This is a genomic window from Flavobacterium sp. NG2 (assembly GCF_034119845.1).
Classification (GTDB): domain Bacteria; phylum Bacteroidota; class Bacteroidia; order Flavobacteriales; family Flavobacteriaceae; genus Flavobacterium.
The window spans coordinates 2,730,001-2,752,950 of sequence record NZ_CP139420.1 but is presented as its reverse complement, the minus strand read 5'-3'; the positions used below and the strand labels follow the sequence as shown (position 1 = coordinate 2,752,950).

Annotated in this window: 24 protein-coding genes (1 of these 24 only partly in view); 16 read left to right on the top strand and 8 right to left on the bottom strand. The window is 32.1% G+C overall.

Annotation, left to right across the window (positions count from 1 at the left end):
* Positions 1–106 precede the first annotated feature (106 nt).
* Both SLW70_RS11380 and SLW70_RS11375 read right to left on the bottom strand, forming a co-directional pair.
* Complete coding sequence (locus SLW70_RS11380; RefSeq protein WP_320888508.1) at positions 107–1,153, bottom strand: AMP-binding protein; 1,047 nt, start codon at positions 1,151–1,153, stop codon at positions 107–109.
* A gap of 35 nt (positions 1,154–1,188) precedes the next feature.
* Positions 1,189–2,103, bottom strand: a complete 915-nt coding sequence (locus SLW70_RS11375; protein WP_320888506.1) for a CPBP family intramembrane glutamic endopeptidase — start codon at positions 2,101–2,103, stop codon at positions 1,189–1,191.
* Positions 2,104–2,230: 127 nt separating this feature from the next.
* Here SLW70_RS11375 and arsC point away from each other — a divergent pair, with 127 nt between their 5' ends.
* Both arsC and SLW70_RS11365 read left to right on the top strand, forming a co-directional pair.
* The gene (arsC, locus tag SLW70_RS11370; protein WP_320888505.1) at positions 2,231–2,572 is read left to right on the top strand and encodes an arsenate reductase (glutaredoxin); all 342 of its coding nucleotides are present in this window, start codon (positions 2,231–2,233) and stop codon (positions 2,570–2,572) included.
* 83 nt (positions 2,573–2,655) lie between these two features.
* Positions 2,656–5,157 (top strand): outer membrane beta-barrel family protein, encoded by a 2,502-nt coding sequence (locus SLW70_RS11365; RefSeq protein ID WP_320888503.1) that lies wholly within the window; start codon positions 2,656–2,658, stop codon positions 5,155–5,157.
* Positions 5,158–5,208: 51 nt separating this feature from the next.
* On the opposite strand, the gene SLW70_RS11360 is transcribed toward SLW70_RS11365, so the two are convergent.
* Positions 5,209–5,373 carry a hypothetical protein gene (locus tag SLW70_RS11360; RefSeq protein WP_320888502.1) on the bottom strand — a complete coding sequence of 55 codons (165 nt, stop codon included), beginning with the start codon at positions 5,371–5,373 and terminating at the stop codon, positions 5,209–5,211.
* 172 nt (positions 5,374–5,545) lie between these two features.
* Between SLW70_RS11360 and fumC the strand changes: the two genes are divergently transcribed.
* Entirely contained in the window at positions 5,546–6,931 is a 1,386-nt protein-coding gene (gene fumC / locus SLW70_RS11355) for a class II fumarate hydratase (protein ID WP_320888501.1), read from the top strand.
* A 330-nt stretch (positions 6,932–7,261) separates the two neighbouring features.
* Here the strand turns inward: fumC and SLW70_RS11350 are convergent, their stop codons facing one another.
* Both SLW70_RS11350 and glyA read right to left on the bottom strand, forming a co-directional pair.
* Positions 7,262–7,855 (bottom strand): tRNA-(ms[2]io[6]A)-hydroxylase, encoded by a 594-nt coding sequence (locus SLW70_RS11350; RefSeq protein WP_320888500.1) that lies wholly within the window; start codon positions 7,853–7,855, stop codon positions 7,262–7,264.
* A 139-nt stretch (positions 7,856–7,994) separates the two neighbouring features.
* Positions 7,995–9,269, bottom strand: a complete 1,275-nt coding sequence (glyA, locus tag SLW70_RS11345; RefSeq protein WP_320888499.1) for a serine hydroxymethyltransferase — start codon at positions 9,267–9,269, stop codon at positions 7,995–7,997.
* Between the two features lie 104 nt (positions 9,270–9,373).
* Between glyA and fahA the strand changes: the two genes are divergently transcribed.
* Positions 9,374–10,660, top strand: a complete 1,287-nt coding sequence (gene fahA / locus SLW70_RS11340) for a fumarylacetoacetase (RefSeq protein WP_320888498.1) — start codon at positions 9,374–9,376, stop codon at positions 10,658–10,660.
* Here the strand turns inward: fahA and folP are convergent, their stop codons facing one another.
* Positions 10,661–11,485 (bottom strand): dihydropteroate synthase, encoded by an 825-nt coding sequence (folP, locus tag SLW70_RS11335; RefSeq protein ID WP_320888496.1) that lies wholly within the window; start codon positions 11,483–11,485, stop codon positions 10,661–10,663. It lies immediately after the preceding gene.
* 234 nt (positions 11,486–11,719) lie between these two features.
* On the opposite strand from folP, the gene SLW70_RS11330 reads away from it, so the two are divergent.
* From SLW70_RS11330 to SLW70_RS11305, 6 genes are all read left to right on the top strand, one after another.
* Positions 11,720–12,262 (top strand): DUF1599 domain-containing protein, encoded by a 543-nt coding sequence (locus SLW70_RS11330; RefSeq protein WP_320888495.1) that lies wholly within the window; start codon positions 11,720–11,722, stop codon positions 12,260–12,262.
* A gap of 19 nt (positions 12,263–12,281) precedes the next feature.
* Positions 12,282–13,382 (top strand): BT_3928 family protein, encoded by a 1,101-nt coding sequence (locus SLW70_RS11325; RefSeq protein WP_320888493.1) that lies wholly within the window; start codon positions 12,282–12,284, stop codon positions 13,380–13,382.
* A 185-nt stretch (positions 13,383–13,567) separates the two neighbouring features.
* Positions 13,568–14,068 (top strand): TlpA disulfide reductase family protein, encoded by a 501-nt coding sequence (locus SLW70_RS11320; RefSeq protein WP_320888492.1) that lies wholly within the window; start codon positions 13,568–13,570, stop codon positions 14,066–14,068.
* A 32-nt stretch (positions 14,069–14,100) separates the two neighbouring features.
* Positions 14,101–14,853: a triose-phosphate isomerase gene (gene tpiA / locus SLW70_RS11315; RefSeq protein ID WP_320888491.1), complete on the top strand. Its 753-nt coding sequence runs from the start codon at positions 14,101–14,103 to the stop codon at positions 14,851–14,853.
* A 414-nt stretch (positions 14,854–15,267) separates the two neighbouring features.
* The gene (gene prmA / locus SLW70_RS11310) at positions 15,268–16,128 is read left to right on the top strand and encodes a 50S ribosomal protein L11 methyltransferase (RefSeq protein ID WP_320888490.1); all 861 of its coding nucleotides are present in this window, start codon (positions 15,268–15,270) and stop codon (positions 16,126–16,128) included.
* A gap of 41 nt (positions 16,129–16,169) precedes the next feature.
* Positions 16,170–16,445 carry an ATP-dependent Clp protease adaptor ClpS gene (locus SLW70_RS11305; protein WP_320888489.1) on the top strand — a complete coding sequence of 92 codons (276 nt, stop codon included), beginning with the start codon at positions 16,170–16,172 and terminating at the stop codon, positions 16,443–16,445.
* A gap of 76 nt (positions 16,446–16,521) precedes the next feature.
* On the opposite strand, the gene SLW70_RS11300 is transcribed toward SLW70_RS11305, so the two are convergent.
* Together SLW70_RS11300 and SLW70_RS11295 are read right to left on the bottom strand one after the other, a co-directional pair.
* Positions 16,522–16,935, bottom strand: a complete 414-nt coding sequence (locus SLW70_RS11300) for a DUF6691 family protein (RefSeq protein WP_320888488.1) — start codon at positions 16,933–16,935, stop codon at positions 16,522–16,524.
* Positions 16,936–16,938: 3 nt separating this feature from the next.
* Positions 16,939–17,496 (bottom strand): YeeE/YedE family protein, encoded by a 558-nt coding sequence (locus SLW70_RS11295; protein WP_320888487.1) that lies wholly within the window; start codon positions 17,494–17,496, stop codon positions 16,939–16,941.
* Between the two features lie 195 nt (positions 17,497–17,691).
* On the opposite strand from SLW70_RS11295, the gene SLW70_RS11290 reads away from it, so the two are divergent.
* The 6 genes from SLW70_RS11290 to glgA form a co-directional block, all read left to right on the top strand.
* Complete coding sequence (locus SLW70_RS11290) at positions 17,692–18,147, top strand: 2-dehydro-3-deoxyphosphooctonate aldolase (protein ID WP_320888486.1); 456 nt, start codon at positions 17,692–17,694, stop codon at positions 18,145–18,147.
* 91 nt (positions 18,148–18,238) lie between these two features.
* Positions 18,239–19,057, top strand: a complete 819-nt coding sequence (gene kdsA, locus SLW70_RS11285; protein WP_320888485.1) for a 3-deoxy-8-phosphooctulonate synthase — start codon at positions 18,239–18,241, stop codon at positions 19,055–19,057.
* Between the two features lie 11 nt (positions 19,058–19,068).
* Positions 19,069–19,905, top strand: a complete 837-nt coding sequence (locus SLW70_RS11280) for a hypothetical protein (protein ID WP_414458223.1) — start codon at positions 19,069–19,071, stop codon at positions 19,903–19,905.
* A 124-nt stretch (positions 19,906–20,029) separates the two neighbouring features.
* Entirely contained in the window at positions 20,030–21,145 is a 1,116-nt protein-coding gene (locus SLW70_RS11275; protein WP_320888483.1) for a PAS domain-containing sensor histidine kinase, read from the top strand.
* An 85-nt stretch (positions 21,146–21,230) separates the two neighbouring features.
* Positions 21,231–22,313 (top strand): AI-2E family transporter, encoded by a 1,083-nt coding sequence (locus SLW70_RS11270; protein ID WP_320888482.1) that lies wholly within the window; start codon positions 21,231–21,233, stop codon positions 22,311–22,313.
* A gap of 184 nt (positions 22,314–22,497) precedes the next feature.
* Positions 22,498–22,950: the 5' portion of a glycogen synthase gene (glgA, locus tag SLW70_RS11265; RefSeq protein WP_320888480.1), read on the top strand. Its footprint extends 774 nt past the window's final position; the window shows 453 of its 1,227 coding nt (coding positions 1–453); the start codon lies at positions 22,498–22,500; the stop codon falls past the right edge of the window.

The following is a 22,950-nucleotide window of genomic DNA, read 5'->3' as shown; positions in this document are numbered from 1 at the left end:
CAAATAAATTGGACAACCTCTTTTGATTTATATCAACATGAACTTGAAGTCAATTTCAAGCACAAAGGATTTTGAAACAAAAAATATAAATCCAGTCAATGTCTTCCTAAAGACTCGACAATATTTCTTTTCTCTTTATTTTTCCGTTAGGCGTTTCTATTAATTTTGGACAGAAATAAATTTCTTTAGGCTTTTCATATTTATCCAAGACGTCAAAAACAGAAGTATTGAAATCATATTTGTCGCCTTCTAGTACAAGAACTAATTTTTCACCTAAAGTTTCATCAGGAATTCCACCAATAAAAAATCGTGCATTGATAGAGTGCGCTATTTTTTCTTCTATTAATTCTGGAATCATTTTGATACCACCACTATTCACCACATTATCAATTCGACCAAGAAAAATAAATTGTTTGTCATTTAATATCTCAACCAAATCATTAGTTACAATTTTCTCTTCAGAAATTTTAGGTGCATCAATTACTAAACATTTTTTATCATTTTGCGAAATAGTGATATTGGGCAAAATCGTAAAGGCTTTTTCCCCAATTTTCTTAGCTGCAATATGAGTCATCGTTTCGGTCATTCCGTATGTTTCATAAACTTTTGTGTTTATTTTTAACAAACTCTTCTCTACCTCTTTACTTAAATGAGCTCCACCTACAATAAGTTTTTTAACATTCCTCAATCCTGCCAAAGAATTTTTAGCTTGTAAAGGAACCATAGCAACAAAATCATATTGAGTTTCATTTCTTTCTAATGGAGTTGCCGTAGGGGCAACTAAATCAATATCTAATCCCAAAATAAAACTTCGTACCAACATCATTTTTCCAGCAATAAAACGCGTTGGTAAACAATACAACGCTTTATCCCCTGGCTTCAACTCAAAGAAATCTCCGGTAGCCAATGCAGAATTGACCATCGTTTGTTTTTTTGTTCTTAATATCTTCGGAACACCAGTCGTACCCGAAGTTTGTAAATCGATATAAGGTTTATTATCAAACCAATCTAGTAAAAAATCCCCAATAGATTTTTCGAACTCATCCCCTTCTTTTATCAAAGAATAAGCCACAGTAATCAGATCTTTTTTGTTCAGATAAACTCCGTTCAATCGAAATCGATTGTGAACATTTTTGTAAGTAATACTCTTCATTGTAGTTAGTTGTGTATATGTTATTCTTATTCTAGTTATTTAATTGTTCCTGTTAATTTTTCAGTCCAATTATTCCATTTGTATTTAATACTAAAAACTAATAAAAGCAATGGATAAATAATAAAGACTGGAATTATGATATCAAACCCTACTATAGGTTCAGATACATCTTTTAAAATAGAATGAGTTTGAAAAGCAGACCAATCAGAAGTTACTAATAGCGCACTAACCAAATTATTGGCTGCATGAAAACCTAAAGCCAACTCCATACCCTCATCCATCAAGGTAATAATTCCTAAAAACAAACCAGTACCTATATAATAAACAAAAATGATATTCCCCATTTTACTAACTTCTGGATTTGCAAGATGCATTCCCCCAAAAATTATTGATGTCATAAGTAAAGGAAACCACTTATTTCGTGCTAAATTAGCAAAACCTTGCATCAAATACCCTCTAAACACATATTCTTCAACAGTAGTCTGGATAGGTATCAAAATTGAGCCTATAAAAACTAATACTAAAAAAGGAACTAAATTAAAATTAATCTCATAGTTCTCTGGATTTAAAAAATACGTCAAAAGCGTGATTCCAATTGTAAATAAAGACCATATTACAAACGAAAAAACAACTCTTTTCCAATCAATCGATTTTCTAGCAGTTGTAACTGAAAGTAGACTTTGCCTATGTACAAACTTGACAATAAAATATATCCCAACTAAGGTAAAAAGTGACGGAATTAAAATCAAAAACAAAGTTAGATTTGGCTCAAAAAAATGCATCAACTCATAATTATCTGAAGGATACTTTCTTCCATTTATAAATATCTCATAAAAAACACCTACCAGCAATGGAAGTTGACCAATAAAAGAAATTGCAATAATCAATAAAGAGCCAATAATGTATTTCCCAAAATTATTCTCTACTTTTATGCCTTGTTCCAGAAACATCTAATTCATATTTAATTTCGTACTAAGATAAGACTTCAATTCTTATTTATTGCTGAACAAAATCGTTTTTTTATTATTAAATTCCTTATTGAACTTTAATCCTTTTAGTTTTATTCAAATCCTTATTATGATTCAAATTTATCACAACCCAAGATGCGGAAAATCAAGAAACTGTTTGGCTTTTGTCGAAGATAAAAAGCTTGATTTTGAAATAATCAAATATTTAGACACACCTCCTTCAAAAGAAGAATTGACAGAACTGTTAAAAAAATTACAAATAAAACCCATCGAGTTAGTTCGTCAAAAAGAAAAAATATGGATTGAAAACTATAAAAATCAATCACTTACTGACGATGATATTATTAAAATTTTATCTACTCATCCTATTTTAATTGAAAGACCTATTGTTATCTCTGGAGACATGGCAATAATTGGCAGGGAAATTGATAAACTAAATTCTTTTATTTAAAAAAATTAACAAAAGATTACAATTAAAGAATTAAACCTAATCCCTATTCTGCATTCAAAAAAGAATAGTTTAAACAAAAAAAAATGCGTCTTCAATTCAATCACACTTTAGCTCTCTTTGCCCTCTTTTTCATTCTAAACGGAACGGCACAACAAAAGCCCATTTTAAAAGAAAAAATTAAAATTTCTGGAACTGTGATTGAAAAAACTACTAAACAAGCATTGGAATATGCTACAATTACCTTTTCAAATCCTAAAAACCCAAAAGCTTTTGCTGGTGGAATCACAAATGCTAAAGGAGATTTTGATATTGAAATATATCCAGGAATGTACAATATCAAAGTAGAATTTATTTCGTTTAAACCAATCGAACTTCAACAACGTTTACTTCAAAAAAGTACTTCCCTAGGGACTATTGCTTTAATTGAAGATGCTGCACAACTGAACGAGGTAGTAGTCATTGCACAAAAATCATCTGTCGAAATTAAATTAGACAAAAAAATATACAATGTAGGTCAGGACATGACCGTAAAAGGAGGAACTGCTAGCGATGTTCTCAACAACGTTCCTTCGGTTGCGGTTGATACTGACGGTACAGTAAGCCTTAGAGGAAATGAGAACGTACGCATCTTAATTGACGGAAGACCTACCAACGTAACCAACATCAATGATGCTTTAAGAACCATTTCATCAGATGCCCTAGACAAAGTAGAAGTAATTACCAATCCATCTGCCCGTTACGATGCTGAGGGTGGAGCTGGTATAATCAACATTGTACTAAAAAAAGGAAAAAATAATGGACTGAACGGTTCAGTTGTTGCAACGATAGGAAACCCTAAAAATTTGGATTTCAATTCAAATATTAACTACAAAACGAATCATTATAATCTTTTCACAACACTAGGGTACAATAATAGTGACTCTCCAGGAAATACTAAAACAAATACCAATTATTTAAATGAGGATGGCTCATTAGAGAAGATTATCAACGAAAAAAACACCCGTAATCGTTATAGAGATGGCTACAATGGCACAGTAGGTATAGACCTTTTTATGACACCCTCGATTACATGGACTAATGCAATCAGATATAGAAAACAAGATGGTGTCAACCCTGAAAATGTGAACTTTTACAATTATGAAAATAATGATTTCTATATTCGAAACAGATACAATGACCAAATCTCTATTGATGAAGATTTCCAATACAACACCAATTTTACAAAAAAATTCAAAAAAGACGGACATAAATTGACCTTTGATTTTTCAACTTCAAACAACAAAGACATTGACGATTCCATCATTACAGATCAAATAATTGATGCTCCGAGTAGTAAATTTCAAGAATTCACAACCAGTTTCAGAAGAGATGTAAGTCAATTAATCCAAACGGATTATGTGCTCCCAATTGGAGAAAATAGTCAATTTGAAATAGGATATAAAGGACAATTCAAAGTCTTAACAACCGACTACAAAGTAGGTGAAATTGGAACAGATGGAAGTTTTATATCTAATCCTAATTACAGTAATATATTTGAATATAAAGAAAAAATCAATGCGCTTTACACACAGTTTGGCTCTAAAATAGATAAGCTTTCTTATTTACTAGGAATTCGATTTGAGGATTCAGATATAGATATCAACCTACTTAGCCCCGTAAATTTCAATACTAAAAAATACAATAACTTTTTCCCAAGTGCTTTTTTAACTTACGAGTTATCAGATGAAACTAGTTTGTCTCTTAATTATAGCAAAAGAATATCGAGACCAAGCTCTAGATACATCAACCCTTTTTCTAACTATTCAAGTAATGTGAATATTTTTCAAGGAAACCCCGATTTGAACCCTTCTTTTACTGATGTTTATGAACTCGCTTATATGAGCAAAATTGGTAAAGCGACACTAACATCTTCTATTTACTACAACTACAGTACATCAGTTTTTCAATTCATTAGAAGACCAAACGGAGATATTGTCGAAACAGAAGTGGATGGTAATATTACAGAAACACCCGTAATTTTAATCACTCCAATCAACTTAGCAAAAGAAAATCGTTATGGCTTTGAATTTAATTTAAATTATTCTCCATTCAAATGGTGGAGATTGAATAACAATTTTAACTTATTCAAGAGTATCACAACTGGTGATTACACCTACACTGATATTAATGACGTTGAAGTTACTCAAAATTTTGATCGAACAGCCTTAAGTTGGTTTACAAGACTTTCGTCAAAAGTAACCTTACCTTACAAAATCGATTGGCAAACTAATGCCATGTATTATGCTCCTAAAAACAGTCCACAAGGTAAATATTTAGATATGTATATCATTAGCTTGGCTTTTAGTAAAGATGTATTAAAAGAAAAAGCTACTATTTCTTTAAATGTAAGTGATCTTTTTAATTCGGGAAAAAGAAGATTCAAAACTTACATACCAGGAGTTATCGATTCATATACTGAACTACAATTTAGACAACGACAAATCAACCTTTCATTCACTTATCGCTTCAACAAGAAAAAAGGAGAAAATGAAAAAGGAGGAAGACAAAATAATGAAAACCGAGATGGCGGTGATTTTGCAGAATAAAAAAAAGGACTCGAAAATCGAGTCCTTTTTTATTTTAAATCAAATTAAGTCTTAAAGTGATTCTTGCTTTTTAGCTTTCTTTTCTTTGTATCTTTCCCATAAAGCTCCACCAATCCAATATTGAACGAAACCAACTAAGAAAAACATTAACCAAAATCCTATAGTAAGAATGGTTAAGAAAAGTAAAAAGCCTAAGTACTGTGAAAATTCAAACATGTTTTCCGGAATTTTTGAATGTAGCCACAAATATAGGTTTAAAATCTTTTCGTAACAATAAAAAGCAAATCAATTTATATAAAAAATAATAATCCGTATTTTTGAATAGCTATTTTACTCATTTGTACGCATTCAATTCAAAAAAATATTAATCTTTTTAAATACTCCTATTATGAAATTTAGAATTGAAAAAGATACCCTAGGAGAAGTAAAGGTTCCCGCCGACAAATATTGGGGAGCACAAACAGAACGTTCACGTGCTAATTTTAAAATTGGTAATCCTGCTTCTATGCCCATAGAGATTATTATGGGATTTGCTTATTTAAAAAAAGCAGCTGCATACACCAATTGTGATTTAGGAGTTTTAGCCATCAAAAAAAGAGATGCTATTGCAACCGTCTGTGATGAAATATTAGCAGGGAAATTAAAAAGTCAATTCCCTCTGGTTATTTGGCAAACAGGCTCAGGTACTCAAAGCAATATGAATGTAAATGAAGTTATTGCTAATCGAGCACAGGTACTCCAAGAACTTAAAATTGGCGACGACATTACCTTTATTAAAGCCAATGACGATGTAAATCAATCACAGTCATCTAATGACACCTTCCCCACTGCCATGCACATTGCCGCTTATAAAAAAGTGGTTGAACATACCATCCCTGCTATTGAACAACTAAAAAAGACACTCCACAACAAAGCGTCCAAATTTAAAGATGTAGTAAAAATTGGCCGCACACACCTTATGGATGCTACACCGCTTACATTAGGACAAGAACTTTCAGGATATGTTTCACAACTCGACCATGGGTTAAAAGCCTTAAAAAATAGCCTGCCCCATTTATCTGAAATTGCATTAGGTGGTACTGCTGTAGGAACTGGATTAAACACACCAGAAGGTTATGACAAAAAAGTAGCTGAATATATTGCCCTTTTTACAGGTCATCCATTTAAAACTGCCAAAAATAAATTTGAAGCCCTAGCCGCTCATGATGCATTGGTAGAATCCCATGGTGCTTTGAAACAATTAGCCGTTTCTTTAAACAAAATTGCCAATGATATTCGAATGTTAGCTTCAGGACCTCGTTCTGGAATTGGCGAAATTTTGATACCCGAAAACGAACCCGGTTCCTCAATTATGCCCGGAAAAGTAAATCCAACACAATGCGAAGCCTTGACTATGGTTTGTGCACAGGTAATGGGTAATGATGTTGCGATTACAATTGGAGGCATGCAAGGACAATATGAATTAAATGTCTTTAAACCCATGATTGCAGCCAACTTTCTGCAATCAGCACAACTGCTAGGCGATGCTTGCCGTTCTTTTGATATTCATTGTGCACAAGGAATCGAACCCAATTACAAACGCATCAAAGAATTAGTTAACAACTCTTTAATGTTAGTCACAGCTTTAAACCCTAAAATAGGCTATTATAAAGCTGCCGAAATTGCTCAAACGGCTCACAAAAACGGCACAACTCTTAAAGAAGAAGCCATTCGATTGGGGTATCTAACGGCTGAAGAGTTTGATTTATGGGTCAAACCAGAGGATATGGTTTAAGAAATGCACTTATTTTCAACAAAATAGCTTTTTTAAAACCATTTAAGAAATTTAAGAACACATAAGCTTTGTCTATAAAAATTTAAAACATATAAGTCATATAAGCTTTCATTGGGTGTATTGTTTATTTTGAACACAGATTAAAGAAATTAAAAATTAATCAAAATTGTTTCATCGTAAAACATTGGACTAGTTCATACTTAAATGCTCTTTAATTTCTTAAATGGTTTTAAAAAGCATTTGGTTAAAAACTTATATGGCTTATATGTAAAAAAAAACTTAGTGAACCTTTGTGTCTCCTTAGTGCTCTTTGTGTTTAAACCTTAAATCCTAGCCATGAATAGTCTCCCCTTTACCGTAATTAGCTATAATAGATTCCTCATAAGCCAACCACTCTCTCCAACGTTTTTCAACATCGATTCCTTGACCATATTTTCGAGCATAGGTAATAAAAGTCGTATAATGTCCTGCTTCACTTTCCATCAATTCTCTATAAAACACCGCTAGTTCTTCGTCTTGAATATTCTCTGAAAGCACTTTAAAACGCTCACAACTTCTAGCTTCAATCATAGCCGAGAACAACAAACGCTCTACTAATCCTGAGACTCTACTTCCGTCACTACTACGCTTCATATACAAATACAACTCATTCACATAATCATCTTTACGCTCTCGACCTAGTTTCAGCCCTCTTTTAATAATGAGATTATGAACTTGTTCGAAATGGTCGATTTCTTCTTTGGCCAAAGCCAATAAATCTTTAACTAAATCTTGATGCTCAGAATTATTCGTAATAATTGTAATGGCATTAGTTGCAGCTTTTTGTTCACACCAAGCGTGATCCGTTAGGATTTCTTCAATGTTCTTCTCTACAATATTAACCCATCTTGGGTCTGTTGGTAATTGCAATCGTAATACACCCATGATTTTTTTGTTTAATTTTAAAAAAGTTTCAAGTTTCAGGTTTCAGGTTTTTCTAAAAAAAAAGCTTAAAGTTTTGCAATGACTTTCGGCAATCACAAAACTTTAAACTTTAAACATGAAACTTTTTAAACCTAAATGTTTAGAAAACGAAAATCGCTCTTTCGCTCATCATTTCGTTTACTTCTTCAGCTACTGCTTCGATAACTGCTTCGTTAGTATGATTTGTCAATACTTTGTCAATCATAGCTACGATAGTTTCCATATCATCTTCTACTAATCCACGAGTAGTTATAGCAGCAGTTCCTACACGAATACCAGATGTAACAAATGGAGATTTGTCATCAAATGGAACCATGTTTTTATTTACTGTGATTTCAGCTTTAACCAACGCATTTTCAGCATCTTTACCAGAAATCCCTTTGTTTCTCAAGTCAATCAACATCATGTGGTTGTCAGTACCTCCAGAGATAATATCATACCCTCTTTTTACAAAAGCATCAGCCATAGCATTAGCATTTTTTTGCAATTGACGAGCGTAAGTAAAGAACTCATCTTGTAAAGCTTCACCAAAAGCTACCGCTTTAGCAGCGATGATGTGCATCAAAGGACCTCCTTGATTTCCAGGGAAAACAGCTAAGTCTAATAATGAAGACATCATTCTGATATCTCCTTTTGGAGTTTTCAATCCCCATGGGTTTTCAAAATCTTTACCCATCAATATCAAACCACCTCTTGGTCCACGTAATGTTTTGTGAGTTGTTGTAGTAACTACATGACAATGAGGAATTGGATCATTCAATAAACCTTTAGCAATAAGACCTGCTGGATGAGAAATATCAGCCATCAAAATAGCACCTACACTATCAGCTATTTCTCTAAAACGAGCAAAATCCATATCACGTGAGTAAGCCGAAGCTCCTGCGATGATTAATTTTGGTTGCTCTTTAGTAGCAATTTCTTGTATTTTATCGTAGTTCAAACGACCTGTTTCTTTTTCAACACCATAAAAAACTGGGTTGTAAACACGTCCTGAAAAGTTAACTGGTGAACCGTGAGTTAAGTGACCTCCGTGAGATAAATCAAAACCTAAAATTTTGTCACCTGGCTGTAAACAAGCGTGAAAAACAGAAGCATTTGCTTGAGAACCTGAATGTGGTTGAACATTAGCATAAGCTGCTCCAAACAATTCTTTAGCTCTATCAATTGCAATTTGCTCTACGATATCAACAACTTCGCAACCACCATAATATCTTTTTCCTGGATACCCCTCGGCATATTTATTAGTCAAAACTGAACCAGCAGCTTCGATAACTTCGTCACTAACAAAGTTCTCAGAGGCAATAAGTTCTAATCCGTGTATTTGTCTATCTTGTTCTTCAAGAATAAGGTCAAAAATTTGTTTGTCGCGTTGCATTTCTATCAATTTAGTTAATTTGACGCAAAAATACAAAAAAACGTTTGTGAAATAGCTAGATTATGATATATTTGATATAATAATTTTCACAAAATAATCTCAATATGCCAATATTCGCTAACGATACTAAAAGAAAATCTTGGTTGTCAGTTTCTGAAAACAGTGATTTTCCAATTCAAAACATTCCTTTCGGCGTTTTCTTAACAAAAGAAAACATTGTTACCGTTGGAACTAGAATTGGTGATTACGCTATAGATTTAGGAGCTTTACAGCAAATGAATTACTTTTCAGGCATTGATTTGACTGATGACATGTTCATGCAGGATACTTTGAATGATTTTATTTCTGATGGAAAAAAAACTTGGCGATTAGTTCGCAATCGTATTGCTGATATTTTTGACGAAAAAAACCCAAAATTACGTGATAATGAAAAACACAAAGACATTGTCATCTTTAATATAGCGGATGTTGAAATGCAGCTTCCTGTTTTAATTGGAGACTATACTGATTTCTACTCAAGCAAAGAGCATGCAACCAATGTTGGAACTATGATACGCGATGCTGAGAATGCACTTTTACCTAATTGGCTTCATATTCCTGTAGGTTATCACGGCAGAAGTTCAACTATTATCCCTTCAGGTATTCCTGTTCACAGACCTATAGGACAAACTTTACCACATGGTGAAAACTCTCCTGTTTTCGGACCATCACGATGTGTGGATTTTGAATTAGAAACCGCTTTTATTACTACCGATGCAAATATTATGGGAGAAATGATTCCTATAAATGAGGCTGAAGATTACATTTTCGGAATGGTGATACTAAATGATTGGAGTACTAGAGATATTCAAAAATGGGAATACATGCCATTAGGCCCCTTTTTATCTAAGAATTTTGCTACTTCTATTTCTCCTTGGATTGTGACTATGGATGCGCTAGAACCTTTTAGAACCGCTAGTCCAAAACAAAATCCAAGTCCACTACCTTATTTGCAACAAAAAGGAAAACACTCCTTCGACATTCAACTTGAAGTAGCTATCCAACCTGAAGATAATGAAACACCTACAATAGTTACCAAATCCAATTTCAAACACCTGTATTGGACGATGAATCAACAACTAACACACCACACCTCAAATGGATGTAGAGTGAACTCAGGTGACATGATGGGCTCTGGAACCATTTCTGGTCCTACAAAAGAAAGCTATGGCTCAATGTTAGAGTTAACTTGGGGCGGAAAAGAACCAATAAAATTAAACGACGGTTCAGAACGCAAATTTATTAACGATAACGATACGGTAATTATGACAGGATTTTGTAAAAATAGTCAAGTAAGAATCGGATTTGGAGAAGTTTCATCTAAATTACTTCCACCTTTTGTTAGAAAATAATTAATCCACAAATTGATTCCATATTTGAATAGCCTCGAAGGCTTCTTTCACATCGTGAACTCTTAGTATTTTAGCTCCTTTTGTTAAAGCTATGGTATTCAACACCGTTGTTCCATTCAATGCTTCTGCTGGACTATTTTCTAATAGTTTGTAAATCATGGATTTTCTGGAAACACCTGTTAGGATAGGCAAATCAAGCATTTGAAACAGCTCTAATTTTCGAAGCACCTCATAATTTTGTGCCAATGTTTTAGCGAAACCAAATCCAGTATCAATAATTAAATCATTAATCCCAAAACTACGAGCCATACTAACACGTTCAGAGAAATAGAACAACATTTCTTTGACAATATCCTCGTATTCAGTCATAGTTTGCATCGTTTGTGGCGTACCCCGCATATGCATCATGATATAAGGAACATTGTACTTCGCAACGGTTTCAAACATCTTATCATCTAACTTTCCAGCCGATACATCATTAATAATGGCAGCACCATTTTCGATTGCAATCTTTGCTACTTCGCTTCTAAAAGTATCTATTGAAAGAAATGCATCTGGAAACCTATTCAATATCAAATCAATAACTGGAACGATACGATCAATTTCTTCCGATTCCGAAACAAACTCAGCATTAGGTTTACTAGAATAAGCCCCAACATCAATAAATGTAGCACCATCACTCAGCATTTTTTCGACTTGGGAAAGTATTTCTGATTCGTTCTTGTATTTCCCTCCATCAAAAAATGAATTGGGCGTAACATTCAAAATTCCCATTACTTTTGGAATCTCTAAATCAATTAAGTGTCCTTTACAGTTTATTGTCATTGTTTTGCTATTGAATTTTGTAATGCTTTTTTTCACGAATTTCAAAAAATTAAACGAATAATTAGGCCTTATTAAATTTCACTAGCCTCCTTAAAGAAAATAAACAGCTTAATTCAAGTTTAACCCCATATAATTTGTTAGAATTCGTGGAAATCGTGTCTAACCCTTTTTCATCTGTTTCTACACCTTTCAATCCAAAAAAAAAGTTATTTTTGTGACAAATATACATCAATAATGAAGAATACTTCTCAAGAATACGATTCGGTTATGGCAATTTGCCGTGACTTATTCAACAATAAAATGAAAGATTATGGAAGTGCATGGCGTATTTTACGTTTGCCTTCATTAACCGATCAAATATTCATCAAAGCACAGCGCATTCGAAGCTTACAAGAAAACGAAGTCCGTAAAGTTGACGAGGACGAAACTAGCGAATTCATCGGAATTATTAACTATTCCATCATGGCTTTAATTCAGTTAGAATTAGGTGTAGTCGATCAACCTGATTTAAACCTTGAACAAGCAACCCAATTGTATGATGCAAAAGCTACGCTAACAAAAGAACTAATGGAAGCAAAAAATCACGATTATGGTGAAGCTTGGCGTGATATGCGTGTAAGTTCCTTAACCGATTTGATTTTACAAAAACTTCTTAGAGTAAAACAAATTGAAGACAACAAAGGAAAAACATTAGTTTCTGAAGGTATTGATGCCAATTATCAAGATATGATAAACTACTCTGTTTTCGCATTAATTTTAATGGGTTTCAAAAAATAATACAAAGGCATACATTATAATGAAAAACGTACTTACTCAATTCTCTAGACTATTTGTTGGAATTTTATTTATTATTTCAGGATTAATAAAACTCAATGACCCGCTTGGTTTCTCCTATAAACTTGCAGAATATTTTAGTGAGCCTGTCTTCAATATGCCTATTTTTATTCCTTATGCATTAGCTATTGCGTTATTTGTGGTTATTCTTGAAGTTGTTTTAGGTGTATTGCTCTTAATTGGTTACAAATCCAAATGTACTATCGGGATTTTACTAATTATGATTATTAAATTTACTTTTTTGACTTTTTACTCCGCTTATTATGATGTAGTGAAGGACTGCGGCTGTTTTGGTGATGCGTTGCATTTAACGCCTTGGCAATCGTTTACTAAGGATATTGTTTTACTGTTTTTCATTCTGATTTTAGCTTTTAATTACAAACTTGTAAAACCACTATTTAATTCTAAAACACAAAACATACTAGCTATTACCAGTTTCATAGCTGCCGCTTTTATGGGATATTGGGTATTAAATCACTTACCTATAATCGATTTCAGACCTTATAAAGTAGGCACCAACATTCAAAAAGGAATGGAGATTCCTGAAGGCGCACCAAAATCAGTAGTAGAAATGATTTTTATCTACAATGTAAACGGAGTTGATAAAGAATTCACTGAAAATGACCTAATGAACATTCCTGAGGGAGCAACATTTGTAGATCGAAAAGACAAAGTAATTAGTGAAGGCTACATTCCTCCTATCCATGATTTTACGATGGATAAAGATGGTTCTGACTACAAAGAAGAATTACTTGAAGAACCAAAACTATTGGTATTTGTGGCTTATGATTTACCAAACGCTTCAAAAGAAGGGTTAGAAAAACTAAACGAACTACAAAAAACTGCTATTCAAAAGGGATACAAAGTAATTGGTATGACAGCCTCAACTCCTGAACAAATTGCAACTGCACAAAAACAATATGGATTTGGATTTGACTTTTACTTCTGTGATGCAACTACTTTAAAAACTATAGAAAGAGCGAATCCAAGTATTGTAATTTTAAACCAAGGGACGATTATACAAAAAGTACATTATAACGATAGTGACAGTTTAAAATTGTAGATTTTTAGTCGAAAACGCTTTCAGTTTGACAAATATTCAATAAAACAATCAACTATTACGTTTTCACAAACAAATCATTAGATAATATTTGATTTTATTGTAAAAAACATCTAAAATAGCCAAAAATATCATTAGTTTAAGATGGCAATCCTTATAGTTTACCTAACTTTGCTAAAATTCATTTTATGAAAAAAATTGCCTCCTTTTTATTCTTGATTGTTCTTTTTTCATGTTCCAATACCAATAAAGAAAAAACAAGTTTTACAAAAGAAGCTTTAACAGAAACACTACTGACTCTGGATGAAAACCAAGTCACTTTTGAATCTATTTTAAAAGAAAATGAAGGAAAAACGACTGTAATAGAGGTTTGGGCTTCTTGGTGTGGGGATTGTATTCGTGCCATGCCTAATTTAAAAGAGTTACAATCTGAACATTCTGATGTGAATTATGTTTTTATCTCCATGGATAAATCAGTCGATGCCTGGAAATACGGTATCGCAAAACACAGACTAAAAGGAAGTCACTATATGGCTAACGACCAAATGAAAGGAAAATTTGCCAATGCTATTGATTTAGATTGGATTCCTAGATATATCATTATCGATAAAACAGGCAAAATAGTTTTATATCGAGCCATTGAAAAAGATTTTGATCTAATCAACAAAACAATAAAAAAACTAAAATAAAAAAAAGAAAACTAATTATAACATTTATTAAAATGAGAAAAAAAATTGTTGCTGGAAACTGGAAAATGCATAAAAATGCAACTCAAACTGCTGAATTATTAAATGAATTAATTGCAAAAGTACCTGCTAACACAACTGCTCAAGTAATAGTTGCTCCTACATTTGTAAACTTAGCTGCTGCTGTAAACCAATTGAGTTCAACTAATATAACTGTTGCTGCACAAAACGTTCACCAAGCTGAAGGTGGAGCATTTACAGGTGAAATCACTGCTGATATGTTGAAAAGCGTTGGTGTAAACACTGTAATCTTAGGACACTCTGAGCGCAGAGCTATCTTTCACGAAAGTGATGCTTTGATTGCCGAAAAAGTAAATACAGCTTTGAAACATGATATGACAGTTATCTTCTGTTTTGGTGAAGAATTGAAAGACCGTCAAGATAAACAACACTTTAATGTTGTTGAAAACCAATTGCGTGATGGTTTATTCCAAATCGACAAAGCATCTTGGTCAAATGTAGTCTTAGCATACGAACCGGTTTGGGCTATTGGTACAGGTGAAACTGCATCTCCAGAACAAGCACAAGAAATGCACGAATTTATCAGAGAAATTGTTCGTAAATCATTTGGTGCTGATGTAGCTGATAATGTAACTATCCTTTACGGTGGAAGCGTGAAACCTGATAACGCAGTTGAAATTTTCTCTAAACCAGACGTTGATGGTGGACTAATTGGTGGTGCAGCCTTAAAATCTGATGACTTTTTGGCGATTATAAACGCTATCTAATTTTTTTAGATTCCATATATATTGAAAGCGGTAGTTTATTCTATCGCTTTTTTTTATATAAACAATTAAGTTATTTTTAAACCAATTAAGAAATTTAAGAACAGTTAAGATTTGAAGTGAAAAAATTTTAAACATATAAGTCATATAACTTTATTAAAGTATTTGTTAAGAAGAAACACAGATTAGAGAAATTAAAGAAATTTATACAGACTTTATATTGTAACATTTGCATTCAGCATAAAGAAAATCCTCTGCTTATATGCTCTTATATTTCTTAAATGGTTTAAAAAATCAGTAGATAAAAAGACTTATAAGACTTATATGTTTAAAAACGTTATCAGTGTTTGAAAGATATTCTGTTAAACATAACAACACACTATCAAAGTTTATCCTACCTTTGCAAAAAAATAAAGAATGTCAAATATTTATATAGGGTATCATTTTGCTATTACGCCAAAAGACACCAATAATACAGAAGAAGCAAAACAACTTGCTTCAGAAATCTTAATCGCCGAGCTAGGAGAAACAGCTTTTGAAAGCTTTACTGAAACCGAAACGGGTGTTTCGGCCTTTGTTCAAAAGGATTTATGGGATGAACAGATTTTGGAGAACATTCAAATCTTACACTCAGAAGAATTTTCAATTAATCATACTTTTGAAGAAATTGAACAAGTTAACTGGAATGAAGAATGGGAAAAGAACTTCGAACCTATTGATGTAGATGGAAAATGCCATGTTCGAGCTCCTTTTCACCCTAAAACAGATGCTGAATTTGATATAGTGATTGAACCAAAAATGAGTTTCGGAACGGGACATCATGAAACAACACATATGATGATAAAGCACTTGTTAGAAATTGAGGTTGATGGATTAAAAACACTAGACATGGGGTGTGGGACAGCAATACTTGCTATCCTTGCTGAAATGAAAGGAGCTCAGCCAATCGACGCTATTGATATTGATAATTGGTGCTATTTGAATTCTATCGAAAATGCCGAACGCAACAATTGCAAGCAGATTACCGTTTATGAAGGAGAAGCTTCACTTTTAAAAGACAAAAAATACGATTTAATTATTGCAAATATTAACCGTAATATTTTGTTGAACGATATGCAAGCTTATGTAGATTGCTTAAATCCAAAAGGAACTTTATTAGTTAGTGGTTTCTACAGTGAAGACATCCCTTATATTGATGCTTCATGTACAGAAAAAGGTTTAACATATGTTAAAAAATTCGAAAGAAACAACTGGGTATCATTAAAATACGTAAATTAGTTAATCTATTTTATTAATCATAAGTACAAAAACCAAATCAAATGAGTACTAAAGAAAAAATAAGAGAACGAGTTAGCCTAATGGAAGTCCCTTCCTTAAACAACGAAATTGTTGTTTATAATGACGATGTAAATACTTTTGATCACGTTATTGACACTTTAATTCGTGTATGTGATCACACCCCTGAACAAGCAGAACAATGTTCACTTATCGTTCATTATAATGGAAAATGCACTGTAAAAACTGGAGCATTGGACAAATTAAAACCTCAATGTATCCAACTCTTGGAAGCAGGAATAAGTGCTGAGATAATTTAAAAAATCCTTTTAAATTTAAACAAAAAAAGCATTCGCCTTAGGTGAATGCTTTTTTACTTTAACATCATTAATCATATTAATGTGGCAACTTGTCTTTAATAAGACCGTATAAATAAGTTCCTATTATCGCACCTATTAATACAATCCCAATAGTATAAAAACCAGCTCCTAACAAAATAAAAATTGGACCTGGACATGAACCAACAAGTCCCCAACCTAGTCCAAAAATTAAACCACCTATCCAGTAACGGTAATTCCCATCTTCTTTATTTGGGATTTCAATAGGCAATCCATCAACATCTTTAATGTTTTTTCTTTTAATCAACTGAATCCCTATAGCGCCAGTAAGAATTGCAACCATAATAATACCATACATATGAAATGATTGAAACTGAAACATTTCATAAATTCGATACCAAGAAACAGCTTCAGACTTGGTTAATACAATTCCGAATACAAAACCAACAATTAAATATTTTAATACTTTCATACCTTAAAAAATTAATGGGAATAATAAATGAACCATAATTAATCCTCCTATAAAAAATCCAATAACAGCTTTCAAAGAAGGAAACTGCATATTACTCAACCCTGAAATTGCATGACCTGAAGTACAGCCTCCAGCATATCGTGATCCAAAACCAATTAAAATTCCTCCAATTAATAAAATCAAAATCATCTGAGGATTCTCAAAAGTTTGATTCCCAAAAAGCGCTTGTGGAACTAATTCTCCATTTGGAGCATCAATCCCTAAACTGCCAAGTTGCTCAATTGTCTTAGGGTTAATAGCTACATTTGAGGCGTCACTCATATAGTTAACAGCTACATAACCACCAATCATTGAACCTAAAACAACGACCAAATTCCATCGTTGTGCCTTCCAATCAAATTCAAAAAAACTAGTATGTTTCCCTGCACCAATCATTGCACACATTGTTCGGAGGTTTGACGACATTCCAAAACTTTTTCCAAAATAGAGTAAACAAAGCATAATCATGCCTATCAAAAAACCCGATACATACCAAGGCCATGTTTGAAAAATTAAATCCATATCAATTATTTTATTTGTACAAAGATAAGTTAGTTTAAAACTTCTGAATGTGAGAAATGTTACATTTGAAGAATTGCTTTCACTCAAAATTATAAAATTCTTATAATGCTAAGAATTAAAGTTCTCATTATATTTGTACTTAATAAAACCGTTACAATATTTATAACATTTTAAATATTGCTATACTTTGTCCCAATGAAAAAAAACATTCTTTTCTTATTCCTTTCGATTTTTACTATTTCATGTGTAAGTACTAGATCAACATTAAAAAACATTGATGATAATGCTCCCACTCCAAGGCTTAATTCACAAAATACTTTTGTAATTACAGAATACAGTTCAGATAAAAAATATGGTTACGATAAAGATTACCCTATAAATGTATTTTTTTTAAACACCAATAACGACACAATTAATGCTAGCCGTTTTTTGAATGCCTTGGCCGGCCCTAAGGGAGAAAAAATAACCTATACTAAACTAGAAAGCTGTTGTCCTTTCCCAACTAAACACAGCTCAATGGGAGCTGGATTCTTAGATGTTTATGAACTTAAATGGGATGGGCAAAAAAAACCAATTATATTATATATGAATATTTATGAAAAAGGATATCTGAAGGTTCCTATGGGGCTAACAGTAAAAAAAAGCCTGTAAATCAAAATGCCTGAACTAAATAAAAAGTTAATTCCAAGAAGTAAATCGTAAATCCTAACTACATTTGCACTTTCAAAAAAACATTTAAAATATGAACATCGAACAAATTCCTCAAATCAAACATACAACTAGTGGTAACTTTTTTTTATTAGCTGGTCCTTGTGCCATTGAAGGCGAAGAAATGGCAATGAAAATTGCAGAAAAACTAGTAGGCATTACCGATAAACTTGAAATCCCTTATGTTTTTAAAGGTTCATTCAAAAAAGCCAATCGTTCTAGAATTGATAGTTTCTCAGGAATTGGAGATGAAAAAGCTTTAAAAATATTGCGTAAAGTATCCGAAACTTTTCATATCCCTACAGTTACAGATATCCATACAAACGAAGATGCTGATATGGCTGCTCAATATGTTGATGTATTGCAAATACCTGCTTTTTTAGTACGTCAAACCGATTTAGTCGTAGCTGCTGCCAATACAGGAAAAGTAGTAAACTTGAAAAAAGGACAATTCATGAGTCCAGAAAGTATGAAACATGCTGTTCAAAAAGTATTGGATTGCAACAACCAAAACGTAATGGTGACTGATAGAGGAACTATGTTTGGTTACCAAGACATGATTGTTGACTATAGAGGAATCCCTACTATGCAACAATATGCTACTACAGTGCTTGATGTAACACACTCTTTACAACAACCAAATCAAACCGCAGGAGTTACAGGTGGACGTCCAGATATGATTGAAACTGTAGCTAAAGCAGGTATTGCTGTTGGTGTAGATGGAATTTTTATCGAAACTCATTTTGATCCAGCTAATGCTAAAAGTGATGGTGCTAACATGTTGCATTTAGATTATTTCGAAGCCTTGATGACAAAACTTGTTGCCATCAGACAAACTGTGAATTCATTTTAATTCTTTCCATTTTGAAAAACATTGTTTTATTCACTGCTCTTATAGGGCTATTCGCTTTCAATTCAATTGTAGCTCAAGATCAAAATCAAAAATACACCTCAAACAACAAAGGTAAGTTCTTTGTATCGTGGGGTGGAAATAGAGAAAGTTATTCAAAATCTGATGTTACTTTTAGAGGTAAAGACTATAACTTCACAATAGCTGATATGCAAGCTATAGACAAACCTAAAGGCTGGCATATTGATTATATAAATCCTGGCAGAATGACTATCCCACAAACTAATTTTAGAATGGGATACTTCATCAATGATCATTATAGTCTTGCTATAGGTGTTGACCATATGAAATATGTAATGACACAAAATCAAACGGCCAATATTTCGGGAACCATTGCAACTGGAAGTATTTATGATGGAAATTACAACAATACACCCACAGTTTTAACAACAGATTTTTTGATGTATGAACACACAGATGGATTGAACTACGTTAATACTGAAATTTCAAGATTTGATGATGTCTCAAGATTATTTAAAATCTCAAATACAGATAAAATCCAAATTAATTTTACAAATGGAATTGGTTTTGGGTTATTATATCCAAAAACAAATACTACCCTATTAGGCAAAGAACGCCATGATGATTTTCATGTATCCGGATATGGAACATCTATTAAATCAGGACTAAACATCACTTTTTTCAAACATTTCTTTATTCAAGGAGAGTTAAAAGGTGGATATATAAACATGCAAGATATTCGTACTACTAAAAGTACTGATGATTCTGCTTCTCAAGATTTTTTCTTTTTTCAAAGAATTATTGCCTTAGGAGGAATATTTAGCATATAAATATTCAGAACTTATTGTAAAACATCCTTTTTAATATCAAAAAGGATGTTTTAAATAAGAAATTATACGTAAATTAGTATCCTCAATTTAAATCTAATTTTATTGACAAAATAAATCACTAAGGATGAGGATGAAAAGAATGATGCGTATTATTAAAAACACATCAAACACTAATTTTTACACCGAAGCTAAATTTGAAGATTTTTTTAATCATTCACCTGATTTGTTATGTGTTGCTGGGTATGACGGTTATTTCAAAAAAATTAACCCTGCAGTCTCAAAATTATTAGAATATACAAACGAAGAATTATTAGCCAAACCTATTAATCATTTTGTATACCAAGAAGACAAAACCACTACTATATCTGCAAGAAACTCAATAAAAGATAGAAACCCATTAATCGATTTTGAAAATAGGTATCTAACTAAGAGCGGTCGAATTGTATGGCTATTATGGACCTCTGTTCCAATAGAAAATGACCGTCTTATTTTTGCAATTGCAAAAAACATCACTTATAAAAAAAAGCTTGAAGAAGAACGAAATTTACATTTGGCCGAACTAACCAAATTAAATACTGAATTTAAACAATTGACCTATACTGCAACTCATGATTTAAGGTCACCTGTAAACAATTTAATATCCATTTTTGAATTATTAGAAACAGACAAAATTGAAGATGCAGAAACATTGGAATATCTTTCAATTATCAAGGAAACAACCAATAATTTAAAAAAAACCTTAAACGAATATATTACTGTATTAGACAAAAAAAACAAAGACAATTCATTAATTGAGCCTCTAAATTTTAAAATTATTTTAGAGGAGGTTCTTTTGTCAATTAGTTCTTTTATTCAAAATTCTAAAACTACTATTAATATTGATTTTTCTGAGCTTGAAATTATCAATTTCAATAAAACCTATTTAAAAAGTATTTTTTTAAATTTGATAACAAATTCTATCAAATACTCAAAACCAAATAATTTACCCATAATTTCTATTTATACCACCATTAGTGATGGCAAAAAAAAATTAATCATTTCAGATAACGGTATTGGGTTTGACATGAAAAAAGTGGGGTCTAGGATTTTTGGATTACACCAAAAATTTAACAAAAACGAAGATAGTAACGGTATTGGATTATATCTCGTTAATAACCATGTAACAAATCTAGGAGGACAAATTACCGTTGAAAGCGAATTAAATGAGGGAGCTACATTTACAATAACCTTTAAAGATTAATTGCATTTTACAACTACTAAAGCTTCATTTTTTTTTGAAATTCGTCAATGTTATTCGAATACCATAACAAATAACTTCTAAAATCATGACGCCTCTAGCTAAAAAATCGAACCAAAAAGACAAATCAATTTCATTCCTCGAAATTCTACAATATATAGTACTAACCTCTTTGATTCTTTATTTTGGTAAAATACTTTTTATTCCACTTAGTTTTTCATTATTAATTAGTTTCATCCTATATCCAATTTGCAAATGGATGGAAAAAAAAGGAATAAGTCATATTATTGCTATTTGTATTTCATTATTTAGCGTCTTCTTTTTTGTTATTTCTATTTTGTACATTCTCTTTTTACAGCTCAGTGCCTTTTCAAAAGAATGGATTTCATTCAAATCAAAACTTTGGGAAGCATTCAATCAGTTGAGTTTATTTATGACTGATTCTTTTCAGATTAGTTTAGAAGAACAATTACTATTTTTTAAAAACATCGTGAACAATTCTGGAAATCAAACCTTTTCAATAGTTCAAAACATTTTATATTCCTCTTCTGAATTTCTATTTTTCATCATAATTATCCCCATCTTTTCAGGGCTTATATTATATCACCGACAATTACTTACTAATGCTCTCTATCATTTATTCCCTTCAAATAAAAAAGAATTAATTTATGAAATCTTAACTGAAACTATAAATGCCTATTATAATTTCATTAAAGGTATGGCGTTAGTTTACCTCATAGTAGGAATATTAAATAGTATTGGACTAGCAATTGTTGGTGTACCGCACCCTATTGTATTTGGATTTATAGCCTCCCTACTTACGTTCATACCTTATGTGGGAATATTAATTTCATCTTTAGTCCCTATTGCTATAACTTGGATCACTTATAATTCTATCTGGTACCCTATCGGTGTAATATTAGTTTTTGTCATTGTGCAAATACTAGAAGCTTATATTATCTTCCCTTTCGCTGTTGGAAGACGTCTTAAGATTAACACACTCATAATCATAATTATGATTACTGTTGGAGGTATTATATGGGGAGCAGCTGGCATGATACTATTCATCCCATTTATAAGTATTATCAAACTTATAGCTGACCGAACTGTACAATTAAAAACATTAGCTATACTTTTGGGCGAGGGTAAGTATGAAAAAGAACTAAAATAACAACTCAATCCCTTTATTTACCTACTTTATTTTTATCTAAAACTTTTTTTACTAGCCTTTTTTTATAGTATTTATTGTTACTTTAGTAAAATAAAGTATTATATAAAAAGTAGTCAGTCTACTCGATTATAAAAACGAAAAAATAGCAATTCAAAACAATCAATCGCATCTTAAATTATTCCAAATGAAAATAGCACTTTTTACAAATGAATTTCCACCAAATATCTACGGAGGAGCAGGTGTACATATTGACTTTCTTAGCCAAGAACTTTTAAAATTAGGAGAAGTCGAAGTACGATGCTTTGGAGACCAAAATGAAAAAAAAGAAAACATTAATGTTTGTGGAATTAATTCGTGCCTTACTAATATGGTTGACGAAAATAATTCTCATATAAAAATGTTTCACAATCTGAGTCGAAATGTTGAAATGTCTCAAGCAACACCTCAAGCAGACATCATTCATTGTCACACTTGGTACACCCATCTTGCAGGAGTATTAACTAGAGAATTACTCCAAGTTCCATTGATTTTAACAACCCATAGCTTAGAAACACATCGTCCATGGAAAGTTGAACAACTTGGCAATGGTTATTTCCTTTCTAGATGGATTGAAAATAGCGCTTATAACACTGCTGAT

Coding starts and splice junctions, on each gene's coding strand:
- SLW70_RS11380 (WP_320888508.1), bottom strand. CDS start 1,153: ATGAAGAGTATTACTTACAAAAATGTTCACAATCGATTTCGATTGAAC.
- SLW70_RS11375 (WP_320888506.1), bottom strand. CDS start 2,103: ATGTTTCTGGAACAAGGCATAAAAGTAGAGAATAATTTTGGGAAATAC.
- arsC (WP_320888505.1), top strand. CDS start 2,231: ATGATTCAAATTTATCACAACCCAAGATGCGGAAAATCAAGAAACTGT.
- SLW70_RS11365 (WP_320888503.1), top strand. CDS start 2,656: ATGCGTCTTCAATTCAATCACACTTTAGCTCTCTTTGCCCTCTTTTTC.
- SLW70_RS11360 (WP_320888502.1), bottom strand. CDS start 5,373: ATGTTTGAATTTTCACAGTACTTAGGCTTTTTACTTTTCTTAACCATT.
- fumC (WP_320888501.1), top strand. CDS start 5,546: ATGAAATTTAGAATTGAAAAAGATACCCTAGGAGAAGTAAAGGTTCCC.
- SLW70_RS11350 (WP_320888500.1), bottom strand. CDS start 7,855: ATGGGTGTATTACGATTGCAATTACCAACAGACCCAAGATGGGTTAAT.
- glyA (WP_320888499.1), bottom strand. CDS start 9,269: ATGCAACGCGACAAACAAATTTTTGACCTTATTCTTGAAGAACAAGAT.
- fahA (WP_320888498.1), top strand. CDS start 9,374: ATGCCAATATTCGCTAACGATACTAAAAGAAAATCTTGGTTGTCAGTT.
- folP (WP_320888496.1), bottom strand. CDS start 11,485: ATGACAATAAACTGTAAAGGACACTTAATTGATTTAGAGATTCCAAAA.
- SLW70_RS11330 (WP_320888495.1), top strand. CDS start 11,720: ATGAAGAATACTTCTCAAGAATACGATTCGGTTATGGCAATTTGCCGT.
- SLW70_RS11325 (WP_320888493.1), top strand. CDS start 12,282: ATGAAAAACGTACTTACTCAATTCTCTAGACTATTTGTTGGAATTTTA.
- SLW70_RS11320 (WP_320888492.1), top strand. CDS start 13,568: ATGAAAAAAATTGCCTCCTTTTTATTCTTGATTGTTCTTTTTTCATGT.
- tpiA (WP_320888491.1), top strand. CDS start 14,101: ATGAGAAAAAAAATTGTTGCTGGAAACTGGAAAATGCATAAAAATGCA.
- prmA (WP_320888490.1), top strand. CDS start 15,268: ATGTCAAATATTTATATAGGGTATCATTTTGCTATTACGCCAAAAGAC.
- SLW70_RS11305 (WP_320888489.1), top strand. CDS start 16,170: ATGAGTACTAAAGAAAAAATAAGAGAACGAGTTAGCCTAATGGAAGTC.
- SLW70_RS11300 (WP_320888488.1), bottom strand. CDS start 16,935: ATGAAAGTATTAAAATATTTAATTGTTGGTTTTGTATTCGGAATTGTA.
- SLW70_RS11295 (WP_320888487.1), bottom strand. CDS start 17,496: ATGGATTTAATTTTTCAAACATGGCCTTGGTATGTATCGGGTTTTTTG.
- SLW70_RS11290 (WP_320888486.1), top strand. CDS start 17,692: ATGAAAAAAAACATTCTTTTCTTATTCCTTTCGATTTTTACTATTTCA.
- kdsA (WP_320888485.1), top strand. CDS start 18,239: ATGAACATCGAACAAATTCCTCAAATCAAACATACAACTAGTGGTAAC.
- SLW70_RS11275 (WP_320888483.1), top strand. CDS start 20,030: ATGAGGATGAAAAGAATGATGCGTATTATTAAAAACACATCAAACACT.
- SLW70_RS11270 (WP_320888482.1), top strand. CDS start 21,231: ATGACGCCTCTAGCTAAAAAATCGAACCAAAAAGACAAATCAATTTCA.